This is a genomic window from Streptacidiphilus sp. MAP12-33 (assembly GCF_041261265.1).
In the GTDB taxonomy this organism is placed as follows: Bacteria; Actinomycetota; Actinomycetes; order Streptomycetales; family Streptomycetaceae; genus Streptacidiphilus.
This window is the reverse complement of the sequence record NZ_JBGCCA010000001.1, coordinates 144345-161055: the sequence shown is the minus strand read 5'-3', so window position 1 is coordinate 161055 and position 16711 is coordinate 144345. Positions and strand designations below refer to the sequence as shown.

15 protein-coding genes and 2 tRNA genes are annotated in these 16711 nt (G+C 72.9%); 7 read left to right on the top strand and 10 right to left on the bottom strand.

From position 1 onward, the window contains the following. Positions 1–115 precede the first annotated feature (115 nt). The gene (locus tag ABH931_RS00835; RefSeq protein WP_370108806.1) at positions 116–1114 is read right to left on the bottom strand and encodes a DMT family transporter; all 999 of its coding nucleotides are present in this window, start codon (positions 1112–1114) and stop codon (positions 116–118) included. 185 nt (positions 1115–1299) lie between these two features. Here ABH931_RS00835 and ABH931_RS00830 point away from each other — a divergent pair, with 185 nt between their 5' ends. From ABH931_RS00830 to ABH931_RS00815, 4 genes are all read left to right on the top strand, one after another. After that, entirely contained in the window at positions 1300–2163 is an 864-nt protein-coding gene (locus ABH931_RS00830) for a DUF1906 domain-containing protein (RefSeq protein WP_370108804.1), read from the top strand. A 234-nt stretch (positions 2164–2397) separates the two neighbouring features. Further along, positions 2398–4065: a long-chain fatty acid--CoA ligase gene (locus ABH931_RS00825; RefSeq protein WP_370108803.1), complete on the top strand. Its 1668-nt coding sequence runs from the start codon at positions 2398–2400 to the stop codon at positions 4063–4065. A 181-nt stretch (positions 4066–4246) separates the two neighbouring features. After that, positions 4247–5185, top strand: a complete 939-nt coding sequence (locus ABH931_RS00820) for a TolB family protein (RefSeq protein ID WP_370108801.1) — start codon at positions 4247–4249, stop codon at positions 5183–5185. 94 nt (positions 5186–5279) lie between these two features. Then, positions 5280–6041 carry a hypothetical protein gene (locus ABH931_RS00815; protein WP_370108799.1) on the top strand — a complete coding sequence of 254 codons (762 nt, stop codon included), beginning with the start codon at positions 5280–5282 and terminating at the stop codon, positions 6039–6041. 46 nt (positions 6042–6087) lie between these two features. Here the strand turns inward: ABH931_RS00815 and ABH931_RS00810 are convergent, their stop codons facing one another. Beyond that, entirely contained in the window at positions 6088–9639 is a 3552-nt protein-coding gene (locus tag ABH931_RS00810; protein WP_370108797.1) for a PAS domain-containing protein, read from the bottom strand. Between the two features lie 220 nt (positions 9640–9859). Between ABH931_RS00810 and ABH931_RS00805 the strand changes: the two genes are divergently transcribed. The 3 genes from ABH931_RS00805 (at position 9860) to ABH931_RS00795 (ending at position 11160) form a co-directional block, all read left to right on the top strand. Further along, positions 9860–9950: transfer RNA gene (locus ABH931_RS00805), tRNA-Ser, on the top strand. An 83-nt stretch (positions 9951–10033) separates the two neighbouring features. Next, entirely contained in the window at positions 10034–10948 is a 915-nt protein-coding gene (locus tag ABH931_RS00800) for an ornithine cyclodeaminase family protein (RefSeq protein ID WP_370108795.1), read from the top strand. Between the two features lie 136 nt (positions 10949–11084). Beyond that, positions 11085–11160, top strand: a tRNA-Arg gene (locus ABH931_RS00795). 53 nt (positions 11161–11213) lie between these two features. Here the strand turns inward: ABH931_RS00795 and ABH931_RS00790 are convergent. The 8 genes from ABH931_RS00790 to ABH931_RS00755 all read right to left on the bottom strand — a co-directional run bounded on the left by ABH931_RS00790 (position 11214) and on the right by ABH931_RS00755 (position 16546). Next, on the bottom strand, positions 11214–12518 hold the full coding sequence (locus tag ABH931_RS00790; RefSeq protein ID WP_370108793.1) for a tyrosine-type recombinase/integrase: 1305 nt from the start codon (positions 12516–12518) through the stop codon (positions 11214–11216). Next, positions 12518–12706 (bottom strand): helix-turn-helix domain-containing protein, encoded by a 189-nt coding sequence (locus ABH931_RS00785; protein WP_370108792.1) that lies wholly within the window; start codon positions 12704–12706, stop codon positions 12518–12520. The genes ABH931_RS00790 and ABH931_RS00785 overlap by 1 nt, the downstream gene beginning before the upstream one ends. A 225-nt stretch (positions 12707–12931) precedes the next feature. Next, entirely contained in the window at positions 12932–14113 is a 1182-nt protein-coding gene (locus ABH931_RS00780) for a DUF3631 domain-containing protein (protein WP_370108790.1), read from the bottom strand. Between the two features lie 165 nt (positions 14114–14278). Next, positions 14279–15166: a bifunctional DNA primase/polymerase gene (locus ABH931_RS00775; protein ID WP_370108788.1), complete on the bottom strand. Its 888-nt coding sequence runs from the start codon at positions 15164–15166 to the stop codon at positions 14279–14281. 104 nt (positions 15167–15270) lie between these two features. Next, complete coding sequence (locus ABH931_RS00770) at positions 15271–15525, bottom strand: hypothetical protein (protein ID WP_370108786.1); 255 nt, start codon at positions 15523–15525, stop codon at positions 15271–15273. Then, positions 15525–15809: a hypothetical protein gene (locus ABH931_RS00765; RefSeq protein WP_370108784.1), complete on the bottom strand. Its 285-nt coding sequence runs from the start codon at positions 15807–15809 to the stop codon at positions 15525–15527. Before ABH931_RS00765 ends, ABH931_RS00770 begins: the two co-directional genes overlap by 1 nt. After that, positions 15806–16009 (bottom strand): hypothetical protein, encoded by a 204-nt coding sequence (locus ABH931_RS00760; protein WP_370108782.1) that lies wholly within the window; start codon positions 16007–16009, stop codon positions 15806–15808. The genes ABH931_RS00765 and ABH931_RS00760 overlap by 4 nt, the downstream gene beginning before the upstream one ends. A 21-nt stretch (positions 16010–16030) precedes the next feature. Next, positions 16031–16546: a hypothetical protein gene (locus ABH931_RS00755; protein ID WP_370108780.1), complete on the bottom strand. Its 516-nt coding sequence runs from the start codon at positions 16544–16546 to the stop codon at positions 16031–16033. Positions 16547–16711: the final 165 nt, after the last annotated feature.

The window sequence follows — 16711 nt, the reverse complement described above, 5'->3', positions numbered from 1 at the left end:
GGAACTGCGCGAGCAACCCCCTTGTGCGGATGGCTCTGATCGTTCGGGATGTGACCACCCCGGGTGGCCTGTCGCGCAGTTCCCCGCGCCCCTTGCGGGGTTGCAGTTACGGCAGCTACCTGTTGTCGAAGAAGGTGGCCCCCGCGCTCGCCGCGACGACGCAGGCGATGCCGGCGAGCTGGACCAGGGACAGGACCTGCCCGAGGACGGCCAGTCCGACCAGCGCCGAGACCGCGGGTTCCAGGCTCGCGATGACGCTGAAGACCCGCTGCGGCAGCCGCCGCAGCGCCGTCATCTCCAGCAGGTACGGCGCCACCGGGAACAGCATCGCCACGCCCGCGGCGCTGAGCAGCGGCACCCACGGGTGCGCGCTCGTGGTGACGCCGTGCCAGGCCTGGGCCGCGCCGAAGGGAACGAGGACGACTGCCGCCACGGTGAGCGACAGGGCCAGCCCTTCGAAGCCGCTGAACGCGCTGCCGACCCGCTGGGTCAGCAGGATGTAGAGCGCGAGGCAGACCGCCGCGCCGAAGGCGAACGCCAGCCCGGCCGCCGAGACGTGGTCGTGGCCGGAACCGGGGCCGCCCCCGCCCACGAGGGTGAGCAGCGCGACGCCCGCCGCGGCGAGCAGCGCCCACAGCACGTGGCCGAGGCGTCGCGAGAAGCCGAGGGCGACGGCCAGCGGGCCGAGGAACTCGATGGTCGCCGCGGTGCCCATGGGGATCCTGGCCACCGCGCCCGCGAAGGTCAGCGTCATGCCCGCCGAGGCGAGCCCGAGCAGCGCCGCCGCGCCGAGATCGTGCGCGCTGCGGCCACGCAGCCGCGGGCGGGTGGCCAGCAGCAGCACCGTGGACGCGGTGACCAGGCGCAGCAGTGTCGTCCCGGCGACGCCCAACTGCGGGAAGAGCGGCGTGGACAGGGCGATGCCGAGCTGGACGGTGACCATCGCCGCCAGACAGAACAGCGGCGCCGGAATCCTGTTCCGGCGCCGCTGCGCTTCCTGACCCTCGCTGCCCGCAGGCAACGGAGGTGGCGCGCCGACACCGGCCGACACGTCGCTCCAGCCACCGTGCTCCTCGAAAGGCGCGGTGCGGGCGGAGGGCGGGGTCGAGGTCATGCGGTCGAGTATGAGGTAAGGAGCGTATAAACAGCAATCACCTTACCTTGGCGTGGCATATCGTCACATAACGGACATTCAGCTCACGATCGTGTGTGACCAAAGCCCGAACCGTTCTGCGCCGTCGTCGCTCTCCGCGGTCTCGAGCCGCGCTGCGCGCACTTCTCTGCACGATGCTCGCGCTGGTGTGCGTACCAGCGCTGGTGTCCCCGACCGAGGCTGCCGCGAGTACGCGGCGAGGGGTGCCGCAGGTCTTCACCGGACAGGCCTTCGACACCTGCTCCGCCCCCGGAACCTCCCTGCTGCGCGCCTGGCGGCACAGCTCGCCCTACGGCGCGCTGGGCCTCTACATCGGCGGCGGGAACCGCGCCTGCTCCCAACCGCTGCTGAACCGCGGCTACGTCCGCGCCGCCGCCGCCATGGGCTGGCACATGCTGCCGCTCTACGTCGGAGCGCAGGCGCCCTGCGTCACCGGCGCACACGCGCGCACCGCCCGCATCAGCTCCTGGAACGCCTTCGGGCAGGGCCAGACCGACGGACAGGACGCCGTCCGAGCGGCCCGCTCCCTCGGCCTCGCCCCCGGCAGCCCCGTCTACCTGGACATGGAGGCCTACTCCCGCGACCGGGGCCGGTGCAGCCTGGCCGTGCTGCGCTACACCACCTCCTGGTCCCGCGCCGTCCACGCGGCCGGGTACCTCTCCGGCTTCTACAGCTCCGCGGACTCCGGCGTCGCCGACCTCGCCTCCCTCGCCGCGACCGGCCAGGGCCCGGCCGGCACCTGGCGCGAGGCCCCGGTCGACGCCTTCCTCTCCGGTGAGACCACGCTCACCCGCGCCGCGCAGCAGGTCGGCGCCATGCCGGACGTGATCTGGTACGCGCGCTGGGACCGCCGTTCCTCCACCGACGGCTACCGGGCGCTGGGCCATGGCCAGTGGGCCGGGCACCACCGCGTCCACCAGTACGTCGGCAACGCCGTCGAGCGCCACGGCGGCCAGACCGCGATGATCGACCGCAATGCCGTCGACGCCCCCGTGGCCGTCGTCGAGTAGAGCCCCCGGCCGTCCCGGGTCCGATCGGACCCGGGACGGCCGGACCCGACCGACCGCCGGGGCTTCCCGCAGTGGCCGAGCGGTGTGACGCTTGTCCTCTGGACAGGCGGTACACAAGCTCGGCCATTGTCCTGTGGCCGGGCGGGGGCGAGAATCCCCACATCGCCCCTACTCACGGGTAGCAGGGGCTCCGGCCTGGGCGGGGCCGGACAGGTCAGGTCAAGGAGGACCCAGGTGCTCAGCACAATGCAGGACGTCCCACTCACCGTCGGCCGCATCCTCGCCCACGGAGCCGGGTTCCACGGCAACGCGACCGTGGCGACCTGGAACGGCACCAGTGCGGACAGCCGCACCTTCGCCGAGGTCGGCGCCCGCGCCGCGCAGCTGGCCCACGCCCTGCGCGACGAGCTCGGCGTCACCGGAGACCAGCGCGTCGCCACCCTGATGTGGAACAACACCGAGCACCAGGAGATCTACCTCGCCGTCCCCTCCATGGGCGCGGTGCTGCACACGCTGAACCTGCGGCTGCCCGCCGCCCAGCTCTCCTACATCGTCAACCACGCCGCCGACCGTGCGATCTTCGTCAACGGCAGCCTGTTGCCGCTGCTCGCCCCGCTGCTGCCGACCCTCCAGCCGACCCTGCGTCACATCGTCGTCGTGGGACCGGGCGACGTGGCCGCGCTCGACGAGGCCAAGACCCGCGGCATCACCGTGCACGGCTACGAGGAGCTGATCGCCGACCGGCCGACCGTCTTCCCGTTCCCGGCCGACCTGGACGAGCGCACCGCCGCCGCCATGTGCTACACCTCCGGCACCACCGGCGACCCCAAGGGCGTCGTCTACAGCCACCGCTCGGTCTACCTGCACTGCCTCCAGGTCATCTCCGCCGAGGACTTCGCGCTGACCTCCGCCGACAAGGCGCTGCCGGTCGTGCCGATGTTCCACGTCAACGCGTGGGGCCTGCCGCACGCCGCGTTCATGGTGGGCACCTCGCTGCTGATGCCGGACCGCTTCCTGCAGCCCAAGCCGCTCGCCGAGATGATCCAGGCCGAGCGCCCCACCGTCTCCGGCGCCGTCCCCACCATCTGGACCGGCCTGCTCGACGAGCTCGACCACGGCTCCTACGACACCTCCTCGCTGCGCCGCGTCGTCATCGGCGGCTCGGCCTGCCCGCCGTCGCTGATGAAGGCGTTCGAGGAGCGGCACCACATCACCCTGGTCCACGCCTGGGGCATGACCGAGACGTCCCCGCTCGGCTCGTTCGCCCTGCCGCCGGGCGGCCTGACGGCCGAGGAGCAGTGGCCCTACCGGCTCACCCAGGGCCGCTTCCCCGCCTCCGTCGAGCCGCGCATCATCGGCCCGGACGGCACGCCCGCGCCGTTCGACGGCGAGACGGCCGGTGAGCTGGAGGTCCGCGGGCCCTGGATCGCCGGCTCCTACTACGGCGACGACGAGCTCTCCTCCGACAAGTTCAGCGAGGACGGCTGGCTGCGCACCGGCGACGTCGGCACCATCAGCCCCGACGGGTTCCTCACCCTCACCGACCGCGCCAAGGACGTCATCAAGTCGGGCGGCGAGTGGATCAGCAGCGTCGAGCTGGAGAACCACCTGATGGCCCACCCGGACGTGCTGGAGGCGGCCGTCGTCGCCGTCCCGGACGAGAAGTGGGGCGAGCGCCCGCTGGCCACCGTCGTGCTGCGCCCGGAGGCGGACACCGGCTTCGCCGAGCTGCGCGCGTTCCTCGCCGAGCGCGTCGCCTCCTGGCAGCTGCCGGAGCGCTGGTCGCTGATCGAGTCCGTGCCGAAGACCAGCGTGGGCAAGTTCGACAAGAAGGTCATCCGCGCCGAGTACGCCGCCGGTGAGCTGGACGTCACCCTGCTGGGCAAGGGCGAGAAGGGCTGAGCCCTCGTGGTGCCGGGGCGCCCGCCGGGGACGGCGGGCGCCCTTTCGGGTGCTGTTGCGAGGCGGTGACATCAGCCCCACAGAATCACGATCTGCGGTCGCCACGATGGTCATATCGCACCGAGCGGCACCTGCGGCTCCGGAGCACCCGACCACCCAGCACTCCCGGAGAGGCCCCGCCATGACCGCTCGTCACCGCCGCACCGCAGCCGCCGTCGTGATCGCCGCCACCGCCCTGGCGGGCGCGCTCGTCCCGACCCTGGCCAACGCCGCCCCGCGCGGCGTCGAGGTCTCCGCGCCGACGTTCCTGAACGGCACCGCCCACAACGGGCTGACCATCAGCAACGGCACGCGCTGGGTCGTCATGAACGGCACGCGGGTCGACTTCGGCACCGACGTCCGCGACCTGGCCTGGAACCCGAGCGGTACCAAGGCCGCGTTCGTCGACAGCTACGGCAACCTCGACGTCGCGAACCCGAACGGCAGCGGGCGCGTCGTCGTGGCCCAGCACGTCGCCGGCCAGACCTGGTCCCACCCGACCTGGCAGGTCGCCAAGGCCGACCGGGCGGACGGCGTCCCCGCGAAGGACAACCTGATCTTCGTCTCCTCGAAGGGCGGCACCACGCGCCTGGAGACCGTGCCCGCCACCGCGCACAACGCCAAGCCCGCCACGCTCACCCTCAACGAGTACGCCGGCGAGGGCGCGCTGCCGCAGACCGCCAACGCCTGGCCGAACGCGGGCAGCACCTACGGCTCGATCGTCTACGACAACACCCGCACCGGTGACGTCTACATCCGCGACGACTACATCCGCCAGCAGGGCGGCGTCCTCGTCCAGGGCTCCGAGCCCGCCCTCTCGCCCAACGGCGAGGAGGTCGTCTTCGTCCGCTCCGTCGGCGGCCACGACCACATCTTCGAGGAGAGCTTCACCGGCAACAAGCCGGTCGTCCGCGACCTCACCCCGCGCGCCACCACCAACTTCACCGAGCCCACCTTCTCGCCCGACGGCCGCTCCATCGCCTTCCGCACCCCGACCGGCATCGACGTCCTCCCGGACGAGGGCCGCGGCACCCCGGTCAAGGTCTCCAGCTACACCGGCCTCCCCGCCTACCGCGGCTGAGGGACCATCCACCGAGAGGGGCGCGGGGAACTCCCCGCGCCCCTCTCGGTGTAGCCTCCCGCTCCGTCGGTGCCGTGAGGCGGGAAGGGGAGGTATGCAACGGCGGGGAGTTGTCGGCGCGCTGGTGGTGACGGGGGCGCTCGTGGCCGGTGTCGGCGTGTGGGCGTCCGGCGGCGGAGGGGGGCCGGCGGTGGCGGACCAGCAGGCGCAGGCCGTGGTGAAGGCGGTCCAGGGGGACCTGAATACCGGCTTCTACGCCCCGGGCAGCATCTACGGCGGTCTGTTCAGCCAGGGCACGCTCGTCGAGCAGGTCGAGCGCCACGGTGGGGTGCTGGTCTCCATGGCCTCCGACCGGACCAGGACCGTGAACCAGGGCGTCGTCCTGATGGACGTCCAGGGGAAGGCGGCCTGCTACGCGCTGTCGTTCGGGCTCGGCGCCTGGACGGTGCGGGTGACCTGGCAGAGGTGCCCCGCCGACGCGGACCTCGCGGTGGCGCGTGGCCTGCTCGACCACCGGCTGCCCGACGTCGCCCCCGTCGCGCCGGGCCAGTACGCCGAGGACGGTGCCGGGGTCCGCGCGCTGCTGCTGGGGACCGCGCGGACCGCACAGACCGGCTCGGACGGCGCGAGCAGCGCGAGCAGCGCGGTCCTTGGAGTCGGCACCGCCGACGGGGTGCTGAGCGCCGCGGCGCGGATCCGGGGAGTCTGCTACTTCGTCCGGATGGGTGGGGCGGCGGCCGCGCAGTCGACCGTGCCGCTCTGGCAGGCGCCGCTGGACGACCAGCGGACCTGCGGGCAGAGCCAGGCCGCAGCCGCGTCCGGCACCTACGGCGAGGACGCGGCGCAGGAGGGGTGACCCGCCGTCACCACAGCGCGGAGCGGGGCGGGGCGGGCCGTCCGGCTCAGGCCTCGCCGAGCGCGCCGATGCGGCCGAGCAGGTCGACGATCCGGGCCTGGACCTCGGGCGAGGTGGACCGCTCCGCGAGGAAGAGCACCGTCTCGCCGGAGCGCAGGCCCGCCCGCTGCTCCGGGCCGTCCACCGAGGTGTAGACGACGAGCGGGGTGCGGTGCAGCCGGTTGTTGCTCCGCAGCCAGTCCACGATGCCCATCCGGCGGCGCCGGATCAGCATCAGGTCCATCACGACGAGGTTCGGCTGGACGCTGCTGGCCCGCGACACCGCGTCGTTCTCCGACGCGGCGTGCTCGACGTGCATGCCGCGCCGTTCCAGCGCTGCCGTGAACGCGGCGGCCACGTGCGGGTCCTGCTCGATCAGCAGCACGCGCGGAGCGTGCCGCTCGCTGTCGCGTGGGGCCAGCGCCCGCAGCAGTACCGCCGGGTCCGCGCCGTAGGCCGCCTCCGGGGTGGCCTGGCCGAGACCGGCCGTCACCAGCACCGGGACGTTCGCGTCCCCGGCAGCGGTGCGCAGCGACTGCAGCGCCGTCCGCGTGATCGGCTCGGTCAGCGGGTCGACGAACAGGGCTGCGGGGAATCCCGGCACCTGCGCGTCCAGCTCGTCCCTGGTGCGCACCAGGATCGGCCGGTAGCCGCGCTCCTGGAGCGCCTGCTGCGTCGAGGGGTCGGGCTCCGGCCAGACCAGCAGGCGGCGCGGCCGCCCGTCGGAGGCCGGGGCGATCATGGTCGGGTAGTCGGCACCGGCGATGAACTCCAGCCGGCTCTCCGTCAGCGGGCCTTCGGCGGGCTGCTGCTGGTGGGGCGGCTGCTGTGGCTGGGCGGGGCGCTGGACCTGCTGCGCCTGCGGGTCCGGCTGCTGCGGCTGGTGCTGCGGAACGCGTTGGCCGTGGGGCGGCGTCTGCTGGGAGGGCAGCGGCGTCCCGTTCGGCGGCGTCTGCACCGCCTGCAGCGGCGACTGCGACAGGCTCATCACGCCGCCGCGCCCGCCGAAGGTGCCGCCGCTCGGCATCGGCGCCGCGGGCGGCAGCGGCAGTGCGGCATGGCTGCGCGTCCGCGACTGCTGCGGCAGGGGAGTGCTCTGGGTCGTGCCGTTGACCTGCTGCCGGTTGATCGGCACGCCTGACGCGACACCGGACGCGGCCGCGAGGTCCTCGGCGGACGTCTGGGCGGCGGAAGCCGCGTCCGCCTGCGCGGGGCCGAGCTCGAAGCGGCCGCCGAAGGGCGCGCGAGCGGCCTCGGCCGGCGGGGACGTCTGCGGGCCGCCCATGGCGATGCCGGGCTGCATCGACGGCACCGGCGGCACGGCGGGGTGGACCGGCTCCAGCGCGGCCGGACCCGTCTCGGCGGGCTCCTCGCCGCCGGGCAGGGCGAACGGCCCGTGCGGGTGGGCGCCGTGCGGCTGCGGGGCCGCCTCGTCGCCCGTCGCCGGGCCGAGGGCGAGGCGGCGACGGCGGCCGTTGCCGCCGTTGGTCTGGCGGCGCCGGTCGGCCGGGATCATGCTGCCGGCCGGGGGCAGGGCGCGCTCCAGACCGGGGTAGACCGGACCACCGATCAGCCCGGGGAACCCACCGGCCGGCGTCTCGCCCGCCTCGGCGCCCTGCCCCGGGAGGGCGGGGAGCTGGGCCCCGTGCTGCCGGTCGGCCTGCGCCTGGGCCTCTGCCTCGGCCTGTGCGGCGGCCTGCGCCAGGGCCTGCTCGTGCTCCTCCTGGAGGGCGCGCGGCGCGCGGACCACCTCGGGCGCCGGCAGGCGGTTGCGACGCCGCGAGCGGTCGGTCCCCTCGGCGGGCGTCTGTCCCTGCTGTCCCTGCTGCGCCTGCTGCGGCGCACCGGCCGGTTCCACCTCGGCGCGGGAACCGGTCGTCGCCGACGCGGCCGACGCCGGAGGCTCCAGCGGCAGCTCGGGCAGCAGCGTCGTCGCGTTCTCGCCCGGGGCGGGCAGCGGCGCGAACCCGGCGGCGTTGGCCGGGTCCAGCGGCAGCTCGACGATGTAGACGCGGCCCTGCCCGTCCGGCAGGTCGTGCGACTGCAGCACGCCCCCGTGGCGCTCCACGATGCCGCGCGCGATCGGCTGGTGGACCGTGCCCGTGCCCGTGCCGGGGCCGCGCAACTCGATCCGGGCCACGTCGCCGCGCTGCGCGGCCGCGACGACCACGCCGCCGCTGCCCGCGCGCCGCGCGCCGTGCCGACCGCCGGGGCGGCGACCGGAGAGCCCGGAGGCGACGTTGACGGCCATCCCGAACAGCGCGTTGCCGCCGCTCGTGCCCTGCTCGGGCGCGACCGCGATCTCGGCCAGCACGTGGCCCAGCGCCTCGGCCAGCCGGTCGGCGTCGCCGATCAGCTCGACCTGCGCCGGGTGCACGGAGATGTCCACGCGTCCCTCGCCGAGCAGCTCCGTCGCCATCGCGACGGCCTCGGCGAGGACGGTGTCGAGCTGGACCGGCTGCTGCTCCAGGCGCTCCTTGCCGGCCTCCACGGCAGCGTCGAAGCGCTGGTAGGCCAGTACGCCGTCGACCAGCGTGGAGGTGCGCCGGCACTCGTCGGCGAGCCGGCGCAGCACCCAGTTGGCCTCCGGCCACAGCTGTCCGGCGGGGTCGCGGGCCAGTTGCTCCAGGGTGTCGTTGAGCCGGTCGAGCGGCTTGCGCAGCTCCTGCTCCAGCACGGCGGTCAGGTGCTCGTGCCGGTCGGCGAGGTGCAGGTAGGCGGTGCGGTCGGTGAACGTCATCACCGCGCCGACCAGCTGGTCGCCGTCGCGCACGGGCGCGGTGGACAGCTCGACCGACACCGGCCGCCCGTCCTTGCGCCACAGCGTCGCGGTGCGCACCCGGTGGCGGCGCCCGGAGCGCAGCGTGTCGGCGAGCGGGGACTCCTCCGGCGGCAGCGGCGTGCCGTCCGCGCGCGAGTGCATCACCAAGGACAGCAGGTCCGCGCCGCCCAGCTCCCCGGCCCGGTGGCCGAGGATGTGCGCGGCGGCAGGGTTGACCAGGACGACCAGCCCGTCGGTGTCCACGCCCACCACGCCCTCGGCGGCGGCGCGCAGGATCATCTCGGTCTGCTTGTGCTGACGCCGCAGCTCCGCCTCGACCTCCAGCCGGGCGCTGAGATCGCGCACGACGATCAGCAGCAGCTCGCGGTCGCTGGGGGAGGGGATGCCGGGGTTGGCGCCGTAGTAGGAGCCCGAGCCGTTGGTGCTCAGCGAGAGCCGGCCGTCGTCCTCGAACTCGCTCGCCTCGACCTCGACCGGCAGCACCGAGCCGTCGGTGCGCAGCGCGTTCATCCGGACGGGCGCGTCGTCGTCCTCGGCACCCTCGGGGCCGCCCTTGCGAGGGCGCATCGAGCCGGGGATGCGGCTCGGGTCGAACTCGGGCAGGAGGGACAGCACGCCACGGCCGACCAGCGACGTCCCTGGTGCCTGGAGGCTGCGCACCGCCGCGGCATTGGCGTCGACGACGGTGCCGTTGCTGTTCACCAGCAGCAACGCGTCGGGAAGGGCGTCGAGTATCGCGGCGAGGCGAGCAGTGCCTCGGGTCGGCCTGCTGCTCACGACGGGAGGTCCTCCTACTCGCTTCCTTGCTGCTCCTTGCGCCCTGCCTGCGGCTGCGTGCCGCGGGAGGGGTGCTTCGGCCAGCTAGCACTATCGCATTGTTTTTGCGATCCCGGCGACCCGCCTAGTAACGTGGTCCGGGGTTGGCCGCAGCCCCCAGGGTTGTGGCATCATCCCTGCAGACGGTTGTGATCGCCAGTCGGCGAACACGAACGCCTGAGGAGGCTTCGCCTAGTCCGGTCTATGGCGCCGCACTGCTAATGCGGTTTGGGTTTTACCGCCCATCGAGGGTTCAAATCCCTCAGCCTCCGCTCCACTCCGGGGCCCTGATCTCTCACCGAGGTCAGGGCCCCGTGGCATGTCCGGGGCTCCGGGCCTCTGGGACTCTCTGCGGGTGACACTGCTCCTCACCCGCTCGGACCTGCTCGCCGTCCTCGACCCGGACGCCTGTCTGGACGCGCTCCGCTCCGCCTTCCTCGCTGCCGACCCGCACACGCCCTCCGGGCACCGGCTGGTCGCCCCGCTGCCCTTCCCCGGTACCGCGACCGCGTTGATCCCCGGGCTCGTGCCGGGCGTCGAGGCCTACACGGTGAAGGTCAACGCCAAGTTCCCGGGCGCGAGGCCGGCCCTGCGCGGCGTGATCTGCCTGCACGCGGCGGCGGACGGCGAGCTGCTCGCGCTGCTCGACTCCGCGACGGTCACCGCCTGGCGCACCGGCCTGTCCGCCGGGCTCGCCCTGCACGCTCTCGGCGCGGAGGGCGGCCGCCTCGGCGTCATCGGTGCGGGCGCGCAGGCGGAGCTCACCCTCCTCGGCCTCGGCCGCCTCCGCTCCTGGCCGACGCTGACCGTCCACGACACCGACCCCGCCCGCGCCGCCGCCCTCGCCGCCCGCCACGGCGGCACGGTCGCGACCTCTCCGGCGGCGGTCAGCGCGGCGTCCGACCTCGTCCTGCTCGCGACCTGGTCCCGCACCCCGCTCCTCTCCCTGGCCGACACCCACCAGGGCCAGCACCTCACGACGCTGAGCGCGGACGAGCCGGGCAAGTGCGACCTCTCCCCGGACCTGCTGGCCGCCGCCTCCCTGACCGTCGACCACCTCCCGCTCGCCCGCACCTCCGGGGTCCTCACCGACCCCACCCTCACGGCCACCCCCCTCGCCACCGTCCTCGCCTCCCGGCCCCTCCCCCGCCCACTCCTGTCGGTCCACGCCCCGGTCGGCCTCCCCTGGCAGGACCTCGCCCTCTCCTGGCTCGCCTACCGCCGAGCCTCCGCCTCGGGCCTCGGCACTTCGGTCGACCTCCTGGCATGACCGCAGGTGGGGGCCTCGCGGGGCCTTCGAATACTCGATTTCGCCTCCGGGCCGAGGTCGTGTAATGTTCTTCTCGTGAGGCCGCGAGGGGCGAACGAGAAGGAAGCCCGGAGCGAACCGAACACCAACTGAACAAGCGCTCGTAGCTCAACGGATAGAGCATTTGACTACGGATCAAAAGGTTGCAGGTTCGAATCCTGCCGAGCGCACCAGATCAGAAGCCCCGCACCGAATGGTGCGGGGCTTCTGACATCAATGGCTGACATCAACGCCGAACGAGGACCCCTGCGGCGGGCGGATCGTCGTCGTCTCCCTCGGATCTGTCGGGCGTCTCAAGCGTGGCGCCCAGCGCCTTGTCCATCCGATCCGCTGCGTCCCGGAGCGTGGTCTCCATCACGTGGCCGTAGGTGTCCATGGTCATGCTGATGTTCGCGTGGCCCAGCGTCTCCATGATGGTTCGAATGGCAACGCCCTCCGCGAGCATGAGCGACGCCGCGGTGTGTCGCAGGTCGTGCACTCGGATGGAGCGCACGTGCGCGTTCCGGCAGAGCACGGTGAGCATGCGGTTCAGCCCCCGCGGGTCGATGGCGCGCCCGGTCGAGGTGGTGAACACCAACCCGTCGGGCTGGAACGCATACGGCTCCCAGTCCTGGCCGGCCAGAGCACGCTCCGACTCCTGCTCCGTTTTGTGCCGCTTGAGTTGAGCGACGCAGGATGCAGGGAGCGCGACGGTCCGAAGCGACCGGGCCGTCTTCGGCGTGCCGAAGATCAGCCCCTTGTTCAGCCTCTGGAGGTTGCGCCGCACTCGGAGCTGCCGGGTCGTCAGGTCGATGTCCGCCCATGTCAGCCCCAGCACTTCGCCGCGACGCAGGCCCGTGGCCACCAGCAGGTGCCACAGGGCGTGGAGCCGGTGGGAGTTGGCGGCCTTGAGCAGGAGCAGGACTTCACCTCGGTCGAGCGGCCGCACTTCGGTGTGCGGGACCTTGGGCGTCTCCACGATGCGGGCGACGTTCCGCACGATCAGCTCCTCTCGCACTGCCTGCTGGAGGGCAGAGCGCAGAACGGCGTGGGTGTACTGGACGGTTCGCGGAGCGGGACGGCGCTGGCAGCACTTCCCGATGGCGCAGCACTCGCGCTCCTCGACCGGGCGGGCCTTGTCCACGCCGCGGAGGCAGCACAGGCAGGCGCCCTCGAAGTCCGCCAGGAACTTGCGGATGTCGGCCGGAGAGAGGCGGTTCAGACGCTTCCGCCCCAGGGCGGGGGCGATGTACAGCCGCACCATGGGCTCGTAGCTGGCCAGGGTCGCGGGCTTGAGGCGCGTCGGGGCGATCCGGGTCAACCAGTGGGCAAGGTAGTCGCCGACGGGCATCGCCGACGTGATGGCGGGCAGTCCCTTGCGGGTGAGGTCCTGCATCTCGATGAGCTGGTTGGCCACCTCCTCCCGCGTCTTCCCGTAGACGAACTTGCGCGCCCGCGTGCCGTCGGGACGGTAGACGTACGCAGCGGCCTGGTAGCGGCCGTCCTTGCGCTTCGTGATGGTGCCTTCTCCATTGGCGCGGCGCTTGGCCATCAGTCGGTTTCCTCGATTCGGGTCTGCATGTAAGAGGCGAGACTGTCCGCGGCGATGCGGCGGCATCGGCCGACCGTGAAGCTGGGCAGTTGGCGGGATCGGATGAGGTCGTAGACCGTGCTGCGGCCGACGCGGAGGGCGGCCATGACCTCGGGGACGGTGAGCGCTTCGGGCGTGGCGGTGGTCACGAGGGGAGTCCTCCTGTCCGGGCGTGCTGGAGCGAGCAAGGTGGTACCGGGCGATTCGGGGAGGGGGTGCGGCCCCCTTCTCCCAGAGCCGCTACATCCGCTACGCCGCTACATCGCAGGTCAGCGGGGGTGAATCTGTAGCGGATAGCGCAGATGTAGCGGCTACGCGCCGCTTCGAGCGCTACGGCCGTTTCGCGTGCGTAGCCGCTACATCTGGGGTTGCCGCTACACCAGCGGTGGCTGTGAGCTGGGCTGTAGCGGCGTAGCGGATGTAGCGGACTCTGGAGAGGGGGGAGGGCAGTAGCGGGCCCAGGCGTCCGCGAGATCCTCGCTGTAGTAGCCCTTGAGGACGCTGCCGGCGCTGCGGATGTTGCGCGGCACGATCGGTTCGTTGTTCGCCGTCACGTACTCACTGAGCATCTTCGACAGGCGGCGCGAGTCGAGCGGCTTGCCCTGGATATCGGCCCACGGGGCGTCGTCGAGGGCGTTGAGCCGGTCGAGCACGGCGATGGTGGGCAGGCGGTCCAGGCCCGCCATGACGTGATCGCGCAGGTCGGTGAGCAGCCGCACGCCCAGGCTGGCGCGGGCATCGGTCCGGGACGCTTTGACGAGGACCACGCAGGCTTCCCGGGCCCGCTGCGGCCAGTCCCCGCCCGCAGCGTCGGCGATGGCGAGCAGCGGTTCCCACACGTCGGCCGGGCGGTCGGTGACGCCCTCGGGCATCTCGGGCCAGGCGCCCATGACCTGCTCGCGCACGGTCTCCGCCCACTTGGCCAGGCGGTCGCGCAGCTTGTGGCCTTCCCGCTCGTGCAGCCGGGCCCGGTAGGGCTCGATCCTCTCGTTGAACGCCCGGCGCCGCATGCGGATGATCACGGAGCGCGTCAGGATCGTGTCCGGCAGCGAGCCGAGACCGGCGACGGCGACCGCGGTGTAGGACGGGAACGCCTGCACGGTCTGGTTGCCGCCGTCGCCGATGCACCGGTAGGTCACGCCGGTGCGCCGGTGTCCGGCGTTGAGGAAGCCGCGCAACTCCTCGTTGTCCCCGGCCTTGGGACCGAAGATCGTGTCGATCTCGTCGAACAGGATCGTTGGTCGCCCGTCGGGCCCGCTCACGGCCCGGAAGAGTGCGGCGGCGGATGCGTTCACGGCCACCATCGGGCGTGGCACGAGGGTGTCCACGATCTCCAGTGCGCGGCTCTTGCCGCTGCCCGGTTCCGGGGAGAGAAAGGCCAGGCGGGGCGTGGAGTCGAAGCAGTCGAGCAGGTGCGCGTGGGCGTTCCACAGGGTGACGGCCACGTAGGCGGCTTCGGTGGGGAAGACGTTGAAGCGGCGGTGGAAGACTTCCACCTCGTTGAGCAGTGTGGCCCCGTCCAACGGGGGCGGGGGCGACTTCTCGCGAGCGGTCATCAGGCGTGCTGTCCTTCCTGGTGATTGCTGCCGCAGGTGGTGACCTGCGGCTCAGGGCGAAAAGCAGTGGGGGCGGCCTTCGGCCGGCGCCCCTCGGCACGCCGAAGCGGTGCCGGGGCGGGGTGCGTCGGCGTCTGCGTGGCCGTGGGTGGCCCGGATGGGCTCTTAAGTGGTGGAGCGTGTGGGGTTGTTGGCGATCGACCAGTTCAGGGCGTTGGTGATCGTGGCGCGGCACTCGCGCTCGGTGAGTCCGCACAGGCTGCCTGCCGACTTAAGAGCGTCTTCCACCCGCTCCCTGGTGAGCCGCCCGTCGGCGACGAACCGGCCCAGGGCCCGCGCGGCCCGGGTCAGGCGCCAGTTCCGCTCGCCCTTGCCCGCGCCCGCAACGGCGTTGTACTCGTTCGCAAGCGCCGCTTCGGCGTAGCCGCCCCCGCGTCCCGCCCGGGTCACGGTCACGGCGGGCCGGGGCTTGGGCGTGAGCAGGTCGAGCAGCCAGGCGGGGAGCGGGGCGGGGTCGAGTAGGTTCTCCAGGCCGTATGTGCCGACCTGGGTGGTGCTGCCGGGGGCGACGACGTAGCCGCCCCAGCCGCGGGTGTCCACCATGGGCCCCAGGTGGCCGGCGGTGTTGCCCAGCCGGACCCCGGTGGGGGCGGTGAAGTACAGGTGCCATCCGCCTCCCGCGGTCCGCACCGTGCGAGTTGCGGGCAGGTCGTACCCGGCGCGCTCGCAGAGCGCACGAAAGGTCGTCATGCCGCCAGGCATGTCCGAACCGTTCTTCGGGGCGTCCAGGTCCACCACCAGCAGCCCAGCCGGGCCGGTGGCGATGGCGACGTTCCCCGCGGGTGCCTGCCGCCACCAACCGCGCACCATGGCCTCGTCGGTGGTGGCGCGCTGCTCCCACTTGGCATGCCCGTGGGCGCAGGGCCCGGTGCCCGGGCAGGCCGTTTCGCCGTGCAGGGCGGGCTTCTTGGAGCCGGGGCGGAGCGGGAAGACGGGCCAGTCGCGCTGTGTGGCCGCCAGAGCGGCGTTCGTCAGGTCGAAGGTGGAATCCATCCAGCAGAATCCTCTCAGGCCCGCAGAGGGGCGCTCAGGGCCTCCGGTGCACAGTCGGGATCTTTAACTCCCCTGCTGTGCACCGGAGTTGTGACACGGGTGGATCAGGCCGCGCGCTTGGCCTGCCGCTTGGGGACCACGGGCAGGTCGGGGTGCTCTCCGGCCGTGTGGTCGAGGTACTCGCGGATCAGCGCCTGCACTTCCTTGGCGCCGATCACGGCCCGGGACTGCCCGCAGCGGCACACGTAGTGCGCCCGCGGGAGTTGCGACGGGGCGTTCGCGTTCCAGTGGCTGCGCGGGTGGTGTGGCGCGAAGACGTACAGGCCGGGGTTGTCCTTGCTCGCCCAGCTCGTCGGCATCACGCCTCCTGCGGCGTGCTCACGTCGCGCGGGTGCGCCATCTTGCAGGCGGGGTAGTGGGCGCCGATCGGGCAACGGTCGTAGGTGTTGATCAGGACCCGGAAAGCACTGGTGGCGCCGTCGGACTGCCGGACGGTCAGCCACCACTCCTCAGAGTGGGTGGCGGGGTTGTGGCGGGGGCCGTGGTCGATCACTACGCCGGTAGAGGTCGACTCCGAGAACCCGCAGCCAGTCAGGGCCAGCACGGCCACGAGTGCCGCCGCGGCCATGATCGGCCGGTTCACTGGGCCTGCCTGTCGCTGGCGCGGGCGATGAGCGCGGGCACCGTGGTGCCCAGCTCGCTCAGGCGTGCGCTGATCGCGGCCCAGGACTCCGGATCGATGGCCATCAGGGCGCCGACGGCCTCGGGCAGGCGGTTCTCCGATGCGGCGGTGAGCGCGTCGCGCAGGTGCGCGGCGGCGAGCGGGCGGATGTTCGCGGCCATGGTCACAGTTCCCTTCTGGGGTCAGCGGGCGCGGGTGGCGGCGCGGTCGAGCTGGGCGTGAACCTCGGCGACGGTTCGGCCGCGCTGGTCGTTCCACTCGTCCACGGAGCGGAACGGACCCTGGGCCACGAACTGCTCCATGAGCAGCACGCGGGCGCGGGACGCGGTGGCGGGGGTGCCGTAGCCGGCGGCCAGGACCATGAGCTGTGCGCCGAGCAGGCACACGGCGCCGGTGTCGTCCCACAGCCGGCCTTGGGTCCAGCCGTGGGCGGTGATGTAGCGGGAGAGCAGGCGCAGGTGCGTCGCGGTGTCGATCGGCACCGGCGCCGGGGCGCGGTGGCGGATGCGGTCGAGCCAGTTCGGGGCCGGCCGCGCGGGCACGCCCAGGTCCCACGGCGCCGCCGTGCCGCGGCGCGGGGCGGGCAGGGTGCGGGTGGGGTGGGCGGCCAAGTAGGTCTCGATCTCGCGGACGAGGGCGCCGCCGTCGGCGACGAACGCCAGGTCCGGCAGTGCGGTGGCGAGCAGGTTCGGGCCCATGTGGGGCCTCCTGTCGTGTGGGCCGGTGATGTGACGGTGTGTGACAGGGAGGGAGGCGCTGCGGCGCGCGAACACCTGTTTTCGGGGGTGTTCTGGCAGGTCGGAGCAGCGCCGTTGGCGCCTCCCTGTGACGCGTTGTCACAGTTCAGGGCAGGGAGGAGGGTT